The organism is Erythrobacter donghaensis (assembly GCF_001557325.1).
Taxonomy (GTDB): domain Bacteria; phylum Pseudomonadota; class Alphaproteobacteria; order Sphingomonadales; family Sphingomonadaceae; genus Erythrobacter; species Erythrobacter donghaensis_B.
Window position 1 is genome coordinate 1 of sequence record NZ_LSJS01000229.1, and the last position, 10,364, is coordinate 10,364.

The window sequence follows — 10,364 nt, forward strand, 5'->3', positions numbered from 1 at the left end:
GCCCCCCGCCTCGGCGGCCGCCTGACGCCCGCGCTGCCACGCTGCCGCGCAGTGCCACTTCCCGGCCCGCGGGCGGAGGGGGAGCGGCGGCCTCGCCCTGCCCCGCACACCGCCCCTCTTGCCCCGCATGCCGCGCGCCCTTTGCGCCGCCGCACAGGCCGCGCTAGGGTCGCGGCCATGACCACGCTTCCCGCTTCGCTCGTCTCCTGCCAATGGCTTGCCGCCCATCTCGAGGCTCCCAGCCTTGTCGTGCTCGACGCCTCGCACCACCTCCCCGCCGCCGCGCGCGACGCCGCCGCCGAGTTCGCCGCCGCGCATATCCCGGGCGCTCGTTTCCTCGGGGTGGCGAGCCTGTTCGATCCGGACTCGGGCGTGCCCTATGCCTTCCCCACCCCCGAACAGCTCGCCGAAAGGCTGGCGGGTCTCGGGGTCGGGCCCGATGACGCGATCGTGCTCTACGACGACAGCGCCCTGCGCTCTTCGGCGCGCGCGTGGTTCGTTCTGACCGCGAGCGGGCGCGGCAATGTCGCGATCCTCGACGGCGGGCTCGGCAAGTGGCGCGCCGAGGGCCTGCCGCTCGAAAGCGGCGAGCCTGCGCTCACCCCTGCCGCCCCGGCGTCGTTCACCGCGCCTGCCCGCGTGCGGACCAAGGCCGACATGCTCGCCAATCTCGAGCATCCCGCCCAACAGGTGCTCGACGCCCGCAGCGCCGACCGCGTCTATGGCAGCGGCATCGATCCGGTTCACGGCGGGCAGAACGGGCGCATCCCCGGCGCGCTGAACCTGCCCCATACCGAGCTGTTCAACCCCGATGGCACCTACAAATCCCCCGATGCTCTGCGCGAGGCGATCGCCGCGGCGGGGATCGACCTTGCCGCCCCGGTCACCACCACCTGCGGCAGCGGGGTGACCGCGAGCGTGCTGCTCTTCGCGATGCACCTCGTCGGCAAGGACGACACCGCGCTCTATGACGGCAGCTGGGCCGAATGGAGCGCCGATCCCGACACGCCCAAGCTGCAAGGCCCCGAAAGCTGGGGGCCGGGCGCGTGAGCGGGGGCGGCGATGACAGGCACCTGAAGCCCGCCACCCGGCTGGTGCGCGGCGGGCGGCGCAAGGCGTGGACCGGGTCGGTGGTCAACCCGCCGGTGTGGCGCGGCTCGACCCATCTTTACGACACCGACGCCGAGCGGCAAGCGGCGGGCCAGAACAATGCCGACGGCCAGTTCTTCTACGGCAGGCGCGGCGCTCCGACCCAATGGGCGCTGGCCGAGGCGCTGACGCAGATCGAACCGGGCGCGCATGGCACGGTGCTCTATCCGAGCGGCGTGGCGGCGATCGCGGGGGTGATGCTCGCCGTGCTGAAACCCGGCGACCGGCTGCTGATGACCGACAATGCCTATGACCCCACCCGCAGCATGGCGACCGGACTGCTGGCGCGGCTGGGGGTGGAGACGACCTTCTTCGACCCGCGCGATGTGGAAGGCTACCGGGCGGCCGTGGCGGGGGCGAAGGGCGTGTGGCTCGAGGCGCCCGGCAGCCTCACATTCGAGATGTGCGATGTCCCTGCGCTCGCTGCCATCGCGCGCGAGGCCGGGGCCGTCACGATGATCGACAACACCTGGGCGAGCCCGCTCGGCTTTGCAGGTCTGGAGCATGGCTGCGACATCGTGATGATGAGCCTGTCGAAGCACGTCGGCGGCCATTCCGACCTGATGATGGGCAGCGCGAGCGCGGGCAAGCGCTGGTATGCGGCGCTGCGCCGGGTGAGCCATGAGCTGGGTCAGGTGGTCTCCCCCGACGATGCGGCGCTGGCGGCGCGGGGATTGAGGACAATGGGCGTCAGGCTCGAGGCCCAGACCCGCGCAGCCTTGCAGGTGGCCGAGTGGCTCGTGGCCCAGCCGCAGGTGGCCAAGGTGCTGTGCCCGCTGCTGCCCTCCGATCCCGGCCACGCGCTGTGGAAGCGCGATTTCACCGGCGGCTGCGGCCTCTTCGCCTTCGTGCTGGCGAGCGACGACCCGGGCGCTTCGGCGCGGGTGGCGGACGCGCTGCAACTGTTCGGGATCGGCTATTCCTGGGGCGGCTACGAGAGCCTCGCGCTGCCGATCACCCCGCGCTCCTATCGCAGCTGCATGCCCTGCCCCACAGGCGGCGCGCCCGCGCTGCGGCTGTCGATCGGGCTCGAGCACCCGGACGACCTGATCGCCGACCTCGCCGCCGCGCTGGCGCTGGTCTGATGGCCGCACCGGCCGACACCGTCAGCGGCGCCGACGGCCTGCGCGAGGGGATAGCCGAGCGCTCGCAGACCATCGGCGGGATCGTCAACCGGCTCGATAGCTTCGCGGTCGAGCTCGGCGACTGGCGGGTGTCGGCCTTCGACGTGATCTTCGCCGGGGCTGCGATCCTGCTGGCGCTGGGCGCGGCGATGCTCGCCACCCGCCTCACCCGCAGTGGCCTCAGGCGGGTCCATGCGCTCGACGGGACGCAGGCCGTGCTCGCCGAGAAGCTCGCAACGATCATCATCTGGGTGGTGACCTTCCTGATCGGGGTCGACCTGCTCGGCATCGATCTCACCGCGCTGACCGTGTTCTCGGGCGCCTTCGGGCTCGCCATCGGCTTCGGGCTCCAGAAGACCTTCGGCAACCTCATCGCCGGGATCATCCTGCTGCTCGACAAGTCGATCAAGCCGGGCGACGTGATCGCGGTCGCCGACCAGAGCGGGCAGCAGACCTTCGGCCAGATCCGCCGCATCGGCATCCGCGCGGTCTCGGTGACGACGCGGGACGAGCGGGAATATCTGATCCCCAACGAGAACCTGATGGTCAATCAGGTCGAGAACTGGTCCTATTCCTCGAAGAACGTGCGCATCCAGATCAATGTCGGGGTGAGCTACGATGCCGACATGAAGCTCGCCGAGGAGCTGATGCTGAAGGCCGCGAAGGCTGCACGGCGCGTGTTGGAAACCCCGCCGCCGACCGCGTGGATGACCGAATACGGCGAAAGCTCGGTCAATTTCACCATCCATTGCTGGATTTCCGACCCTGAGGACGGGGTGGGCAACGTCCGCTCCGAGGTGCTCAAGAATCTGTGGTGGCTGTTCAAGGAGCACGGGATCGAGATCCCCTTCCCGCAGCGCGACATCAACCTGCGCGACAACCCGCAGACCCGCGCGCTGCTGGCGGCATTGGCGGGGCGCGCGGTGCCTCCTGCAAGCGAGGATGCGCCGCCGCAATAGCTGCGCTTCACCCCGGCCAATCCATTCTCGCTGGAACGGATCGCACCGCTCGCCCATTTGCCCTGTCATGAAGCAACTTGGCACCATCTTTCTCGTCGGCGCGGGGCCGGGTCCGGTGGACCTCCTGACCCTGCGCGCCGCGCGCCTGATCTCGCAGGCGCGGGTGATCGTCCATGACGGACTGATCGGGCCGGACATCCTGAGCCTCGCGCGCCCCGATGCCCGCTTGATCTCGGTCGCCAAGCAACGCGCTCGCCACACCATGGCGCAGGAGGAGATCAACGCGCTGCTCGTGCGCGAGGCGCGCGCAGGCCATGACGTCGTGCGGCTGAAGGGCGGCGATCCCTTCATCTTCGGGCGCGGCGGCGAGGAAGCCGAAGCTGCGCACGCCGCCGGTGTGCCGGTCGAGGTCGTCCCCGGCATCAGCGCCGCCAACGGTGCCGCGGCCGCTTCGCAGATCGCGCTCACCCACCGCGAAGCCTCGAGCATCGTCAGCTTCGTCGCGGGCCAGTGCAAGGGCCTTGCCGAACAGGACTGGTCGGGTCTTGCGGGCAAGGGGCGCACGCTCGTCATCTACATGGGCGTCTCGACCGCGCCGCAGATCGCGGAAAAGCTGATGGCCGATGGCCTCGCCCCTTCGATGCCCGTCGCCGTGATCGAAAACGCCGCGCGCCCCGAAATGCGGGTGCTGCGCGGGTTGCTCGCCGGGCTCCCCGAGCTGGTCGAGCGCGAGGCCGTGAAGAGCCCCGCCCTCATCGTCATCGGCGAAGTCACCGCGCGCCTGTCCCGTCATCCTGACGCAAGTCAGGATCGGGCCGAGGTCAGCGCCTTGCTGCAAGCGGTCCCGGGTCAAGCCCGCGATGACGGGCGCCTTATTGGAGAGATTGCACCATGAAAATCCTCACCGGCAACGACCTGCGCTCGGGTGCTGTCACCTGGTGGGACGGCACCGGCTGGTCGCTGTTCGTCGACGATGCGGTCGACGTGGGCGAGGACGCCGAGGAAATCCTCGCCCGCGAGGAAGCCGCGCGCCGGGTCAACGTGCCCTATGCCATCGAGGCCACCATCGACGCCGCCGGGCACGTCCGCCCGGCCCATATCAAGGACCGGGTCCGCGCATTGGGCCCGACCGTGCGGCGCGACCTCGCCGTGCCGACTGCCGCCAAGACCGGCTGGGACTGGGTGATCTGACATGTACCGCTATGACCAATACGACCAGGCGATGGTCGATGCCCGCGTCGCCGAATTCCGCGACCAGGCCCGCCGCCGCTTGGAAGGCAAGCTGACCGAGGACCAGTTCAAGCCGCTGCGGCTGATGAACGGGCTCTACTTGCAGCTCCACGCCTACATGCTGCGCGTCGCCATCCCCTATGGGACGCTGAACAGCCGCCAGATGGAGATGCTCGCCGACATCGCCGACAAGTATGACCGCGGCTACGGGCACTTCACCACGCGCCAGAACATCCAGTACAACTGGATCAAACTCGAGGACACCGCCGACGCCCTCGCCGATCTGGCGAAGGTCGAGATGCACGCGATCCAGACCAGCGGCAACTGCATCCGCAACATCAGCGCCGATCACTTTGCGGGCGCGGCCGCCGACGAGGTGGTGGACCCGCGCCCTTATGCCGAGCTGATGCGCCAGTGGTCGAGCTTCCACCCGGAATTCAGCTACCTGCCGCGCAAGTTCAAGATCGCGGTGATCGCGTCCGAAAAGGACCGCGCGGCGATGCGGCTCCACGATATCGGCGTGCGCATCGTCAAGCGTGACGGCGAAGTGGGCGCGGAGTTCTACGCGGGCGGCGGCATGGGCCGCACGCCGATGATCGCGCCGCTGATCCGCGACTTCGTGCCCATCGACCAGATGATCACCTATGCCGAGGCCTGCCTGCGCGTCTACAACCGCTACGGCCGGCGCGACAACAAGTACAAGGCGCGCATCAAGATCCTCGTCCATGAACTCGGCGCGGCCGAGTATATCCGCCAGGTCGAGGAGGAATTCGCCCACCTGCTAAGCGTGGGCGTGGAGCCGCCGCGCGAGGAGCTGGCGCGGATCGCGGAATATTTCGCCCCGCCCGCCTTTGTCGACGGGCCCAAGACGGTGGACCGCTCGGACCCCGACTTTGCCTTGTGGGTGGACCGCAACACCCACCGCCACAAGCACGACGCCTACGTCTCTGCCGTCATCAGCCTCAAGCCCGCGGGCGGCATTCCCGGTGACGCAACCTCGGAGCAGATGCGCGTGGTCGCCCGGCTGGCGCGCGAATATTCCTTCGACGAGCTCAGGGTGATGCACACGCAGAACCTGTTGCTGCCGCACGTGCGGATCGCCGATCTTCACGCCGTGTGGACAGCGCTGGAAGAAGCGGGCCTCGGCAGCCCCAACATGGACACGATCGAGGACATCATCGCCTGCCCGGGCCTCGACTATTGCAGCCTCGCAAACGCCCGCTCGATCCCGCTCGCCCAGCGCATCTCGGAGCGTTTCGCCGAGACTGGCCGCACCGAGGTGGTCGGCGAATTGAAGCTGAAGATCTCCGGCTGCATCAACGCCTGCGGGCACCACCATGCGGGCCACATCGGCATCCTCGGCGTCGACAAGAAGGGGGTGGAGAACTACCAGCTCTCGCTCGGCGGCAGCGAGGCCGAGGACGTCAGCCTCGCCAAGATCACCGGCCCCGGCTTCGACGAGGACGGCGTGATCGCCGCGGTCGAGAAGGTGACCGACGTCTACCTCGCGCAGCGCGCCGATGGGGAGCGCTTCCTCGACACCTACCGCCGCATCGGCATGGAGCCGTTCAAGGAGGCGCTCTATGGCTAAGGATATGGGCACCTCCCCCGACGAGGTGCAGTTCCGTTTCCGCGACGACGAGCGCGTGGATCACGCGACGATCACCGTCGACGCGTGCTGCGACCAGACCAACGCCACCGCCGTCCGCATCGAGCCGGGTGACGATGCCCGCGTGCTGCTGCCCTTCCTCGATCGCCTCGCGTTGGTGGAGGTCAATTTCCCCAGCTTCGGCGACGGGCGCGGCTATTCCTCGGCCCGCATCCTGCGCGAGGCGGGCTATACCGGCGAGCTGCGCGCGGTCGGCGCGGTGCTGATCGACCAGCTCTCGCACATGCGCCGCTGCGGCTTCGACAGCTTCGCCCCCGACAAGCGCCTCGACGAGGAGGACGCGCGCCGCGCCTTCGCGACGTGGGAGAACGTCTACCAGCGTGCCGCGGATGCCCGCCGCACCATTGCGGACAAGCGCCATGAAGCCTGAACTCGACATCGCCCGCGAAACCCGTGCCCGCGACATCCTCGACCTCGCCCCGCGCTTCACCGAGCATGACGCGGTGCGCCTCAACCGCATGTTCCGCGGCAGCAGCACGCAGGAAATGCTGGAGGCGGTGATCCGCGACAACCTCGCGGGCGACCTCGCGGTGGTCTCGAGCTTCGGCGCGGAGAGCGCGGTGCTGCTGCACCTCGTCGCCGGCGTCGATCCGCGCGTGCCGGTGCTGTTCCTCGACACGGGCAAGCACTTTGCCGAGACGCTCGCCTATCGCGACACGCTGGTCGAGCGTCTCGGCCTCAATCTGGTGGTGCTGACCCCCGACGCGCAAGATCTGGCGAAGAAGGACGAGACCGGCCTCAGGTGGTCCTACGACCCGGATGGGTGCTGCGAGATTCGCAAGGTGAGGCCGCTGGAAAAGGCGCTCGCCGGGTTCGATGCGAGCTTCACCGGGCGCAAAGCCTTCCAGGCCAAGACCCGCGCCAACCTGCCGCGCTTCGAGCTCGACACATCGGACGGCGCCGGGCGGCTCAAGATCAACCCGCTGATCGACTGGACCGCAGCCGATATCAACGCCTGGTTCGCCGAGCACGACCTCCCCCGCCACCCGCTGATCGCGCAGGGCTACCCCTCGATCGGCTGCTCCCCCTGCACCTCGCAGGTCGCAGACGGCGAAGACCCGCGCTCAGGCCGGTGGAAGGGCTGGGACAAGACCGAATGCGGCATCCACAAGCCGGGTGAGGAACCGTTCTTGTAATGGCGTCGTCCCGGACTTGATCCGGGACCGCTATCGGCCTTGCGCCAGGTATCGAGCGATCCCGGGTCAAGCCCGGGATGACGGATGCTACAACCACCCCTCACGCCGATACCATTCGGCGGTCGCCTTCAGGCCCTCTTCGCCCGCGATCCGCGGCTGCCACAGGCCCGGCGGGGGCTTGCGGTCGAAGCGGGCGACCCAGTTGGGGTGGCACATGTAGCCGACGCGGTCGGCGGTGAGCTTAGCCTGATCGCCGCGCAGCCTTCGGTCGGTGGCAGCAGCGGCATCGAGCACGCTACGGGGAAGATGCGGTGCGAAGACGCGGCCCCGCCCCATCGCCCGTCCGATCGCTTGGCCGAGCTCCTTGTGGCTCCACCCGCCCTCGCGGCCATCGTCGGGTTCGTAAATCTTCTTGCGCGTCGGCGCGGCGTTGCTCGCGGCAAGGGCGACAAGAAGCCGCGCCAGGTCATCGGCATGGATGATCGAGGTCGCCCCGCCCGGCGGCAGCGGCACCACGCCCCACTTGGCCGCGCGGAACAGGTCGAGCATGTCGATATCGCGCGGGCCGTATACGGCGGGCGGGCGCACCGTGGTCCAGTCGAGCCCGCTGGATTCCACCAGCGCCTCGGCCTGCGCCTTGGACGCGCCGTAGGTCGACAGTTCCGGCTTTCGTGCCGAGAGGGAGGAGACGAACACCAGCCGCTTCAGCCCCGCCCCTGCCATCGCGGCGATGACATTGGCGGTGCCGGTGACGTTCGCCACCTCGAACTCGCGCGGATCGGGCGTGTTGGTCAGCCCCGCGACATGCACCACCGCGTCCGCGCCCTGCACCAGTGCGGCGAGCGGGGCCTCGTCGCCAAGATCGCCGCGCACCCACTCCACGCCCGCGCGCTCCGCCTGCTCACGGCGGGCGAGCGCCTTGACGCTGTGCCCCTGCGCCAGCGCCTCGTCGAGCACCGCGCTCCCGACAAAGCCGGTCGCGCCGGTGATCGCGAGCACGCTCACAGCAGCACCATGTGGTCGCGGTGAATCACGCAGGAGCGCGGCGCATAGCCCAGCCGCTCGGCCTGCTCCTCGGCGCGCTTTCCGGCGATCAGCTGCATTTCGGCGGCGTCATATTCGGCGAGGCCCTGCGCGAGGCGCTCTCCGCGCAAGGACAGCACACTGACGAGATCGCCGCGCCGGAACTGGCCGGAGACGCCGACCACACCCGCCGCGAGCAGGCTTGCCCCGCCCTTCAACGCCTCCGCGCAGCCCTTGTCGACGCGCAATTCGCCCGCCGGCGCCAGCCTCCCGCCGAGCCACGCCTTCCTCGCCGAAGCCGCACTGACGGGGAGGAACAGCGTCCCCGTCCCCGCCGCCAGCGCATGGGAAATCGGCGCGTCATGCGTGCCGTTGAGGATGCCGAGCGCGATCCCGGCGCGCGTCGCGATCTGCGCGGCTTGCAGCTTGGAGACCATGCCGCCCGAGCCGAGTCCCGAGGACGAGGCCCCGCTCGCCATCGCCATCACCTCTGGCGTGACCGCCTCGACCACCGGCACCAGCCCCGCGCCGTCCTCGCGCGGGTCGCGGTCATAGAGCCCGTCGACATCCGACAGCAGCAGCACCACATCGGCATTGGCGGCCTGCGCGACCCGCGCGGCCAAGCGGTCATTGTCGCCGAAGCGGATTTCCTCGGTGGCGACCGAATCGTTCTCGTTGATGACCGGGATCACCCCCGCCTCCAGCAACCTGTCGAGCGTCGCCGAGGCGTTGAGGTAGCGGCGGCGGTCTTCCAGATCGCCGAGGGTCAGCAGCATCTGCGCGGCGGTGATGCCCTCGGCGGACAATGCGCGGCTCCACAGGTCGGCGAGCGCAATCTGGCCCACGGCAGCGGCGGCCTGCGCATCGGCAAGGCTCCCGCGCCCGCCTTTCGGCAGCGCGAGCCGCGCTGCGCCCAAAGCAATCGCGCCCGAGCTCACCACGATCACCTGCGCGCCCGCACGGCGGAGCATCGCGAGGTCGCCCGCCATGCGGGTCAGCCACGCCTCGCGCGGCGCTCCCCCGCCGACCAGCAGTGCGGAGCCGATCTTGACCACGATCCGCCGAGCGGCGGTGATGTCGGCCAAATTCTTCATGGGCACCGCGTCAGCATGGGCGCGCTACAGGGGCGACCACTCGGGCGCGTCGCCGTCGTCCTCGACTTCCACCGCCTTGGTCTCGGTCGCGGTGCGATCAGGCAGGTAGCCGAGCACCGCGTCGAGCAGTTCGGGAATGCCCGCGCCGGTCGCGCCCGACACGGCAAACACCTGCTCCGCGCCCGCCGCCAGCAGCTCCTTGCGGAAGCCCTCGACCAGTTCGGCATCGGCCAGGTCGAGCTTGTTGAGCACCACCAGCCGGGGCTTTTCGTCCAGCCGGGTGTGCTCCTTGTCGCCATAGGCCGCCAGTTCCTCCTCGACGATGCGCATCGCCTCGGCCGGGTCGGCATCCTCGGTGCCGGTGATGTCGATGAGGTGGATCAGCACCCGGCAACGCTCGATATGGCCGAGGAAGCGGTCGCCGATGCCGACGCCGTCCGCCGCGCCCTCGATCAGGCCGGGAATGTCGGCGAGCACGAATTCGCGGCCCTTGTGGCGCACCACGCCGAGCTTGGGCACGAGCGTGGTGAAGGCATAGTCGCCGACCTTGGCCTGCGCGTTGGAGACCGCGTTGATGAAGGTCGATTTGCCCGCATTGGGCAGGCCGACGAGGCCGACGTCGGCGAGCAGCTTCAGCCGCAGCCACACCCAGGCTTCCTCGCCCGGAATGCCCGGCTGGTGCTGGCGCGGGGCGCGGTTGGTCGAGGTCTTGTAGGAAGCGTTCCCGCGCCCGCCCATTCCGCCTTCGAGGAAGACGATGCGCTGGCCGACCTCGGTGAAGTCGGCGAGCACCTCTTCCTTGTCCTCGGACAGGATCTGCGTGCCCACCGGCACCTTGATCACCAGCGGCTCGGCCGAGGCGCCGGTGCGGTCCTTGCCCATCCCGTGCCCGCCGCGCGGGGCCTTGAAGTGCTGCGAATAGCGGAAGTCGATCAGCGTGTTGAGGCCCGCGACGGCTTCGAACACGATGTCGCCCCCGC

Annotated in this window: 11 protein-coding genes; 8 read left to right on the plus strand and 3 right to left on the minus strand. The window is 69.4% G+C overall.

The window, feature by feature from the left end:
- Positions 1–177 precede the first annotated feature (177 nt).
- From AX692_RS14065 to AX692_RS14100, 8 genes are all read left to right on the plus strand, one after another.
- The gene (locus tag AX692_RS14065; RefSeq protein ID WP_073973992.1) at positions 178–1,050 is read left to right on the plus strand and encodes a sulfurtransferase; all 873 of its coding nucleotides are present in this window, start codon (positions 178–180) and stop codon (positions 1,048–1,050) included.
- Complete coding sequence (gene metC / locus AX692_RS14070) at positions 1,047–2,234, plus strand: cystathionine beta-lyase (RefSeq protein WP_073973993.1); 1,188 nt, start codon at positions 1,047–1,049, stop codon at positions 2,232–2,234. Before AX692_RS14065 ends, metC begins: the two co-directional genes overlap by 4 nt.
- The gene (locus tag AX692_RS14075) at positions 2,234–3,232 is read left to right on the plus strand and encodes a mechanosensitive ion channel family protein (RefSeq protein WP_081095345.1); all 999 of its coding nucleotides are present in this window, start codon (positions 2,234–2,236) and stop codon (positions 3,230–3,232) included. The genes metC and AX692_RS14075 overlap by 1 nt, the downstream gene beginning before the upstream one ends.
- A gap of 67 nt (positions 3,233–3,299) precedes the next feature.
- Entirely contained in the window at positions 3,300–4,127 is an 828-nt protein-coding gene (gene cobA / locus AX692_RS14080; protein WP_081095346.1) for a uroporphyrinogen-III C-methyltransferase, read from the plus strand.
- On the plus strand, positions 4,124–4,423 hold the full coding sequence (locus AX692_RS14085) for a DUF2849 domain-containing protein (protein ID WP_073973994.1): 300 nt from the start codon (positions 4,124–4,126) through the stop codon (positions 4,421–4,423). Before cobA ends, AX692_RS14085 begins: the two co-directional genes overlap by 4 nt.
- A 1-nt stretch (position 4,424) precedes the next feature.
- Positions 4,425–6,053, plus strand: coding sequence for a nitrite/sulfite reductase (locus AX692_RS14090; protein WP_073973995.1), 1,629 nt, complete (start codon positions 4,425–4,427; stop codon positions 6,051–6,053).
- Positions 6,046–6,501: a DUF934 domain-containing protein gene (locus AX692_RS14095; protein WP_081095347.1), complete on the plus strand. Its 456-nt coding sequence runs from the start codon at positions 6,046–6,048 to the stop codon at positions 6,499–6,501. Before AX692_RS14090 ends, AX692_RS14095 begins: the two co-directional genes overlap by 8 nt.
- Positions 6,491–7,267, plus strand: a complete 777-nt coding sequence (locus AX692_RS14100) for a phosphoadenylyl-sulfate reductase (protein ID WP_073973997.1) — start codon at positions 6,491–6,493, stop codon at positions 7,265–7,267. Before AX692_RS14095 ends, AX692_RS14100 begins: the two co-directional genes overlap by 11 nt.
- An 87-nt stretch (positions 7,268–7,354) precedes the next feature.
- Here AX692_RS14100 and AX692_RS14105 read toward each other — a convergent pair whose 3' ends face one another.
- The 3 genes from AX692_RS14105 to cgtA all read right to left on the minus strand — a co-directional run.
- A complete protein-coding gene (locus AX692_RS14105) occupies positions 7,355–8,272 on the minus strand; it encodes an NAD-dependent epimerase/dehydratase family protein (protein ID WP_073973998.1) in 918 nt (305 codons plus the stop codon).
- Positions 8,269–9,384 carry a glutamate 5-kinase gene (gene proB / locus AX692_RS14110; protein WP_196489956.1) on the minus strand — a complete coding sequence of 372 codons (1,116 nt, stop codon included), beginning with the start codon at positions 9,382–9,384 and terminating at the stop codon, positions 8,269–8,271. Before proB ends, AX692_RS14105 begins: the two co-directional genes overlap by 4 nt.
- 24 nt (positions 9,385–9,408) lie before the next feature.
- Positions 9,409–10,364, minus strand: a 956-nt coding sequence (gene cgtA, locus AX692_RS14115) for an Obg family GTPase CgtA (RefSeq protein ID WP_073977730.1), incomplete at its 5' end; no start/stop codon positions are given.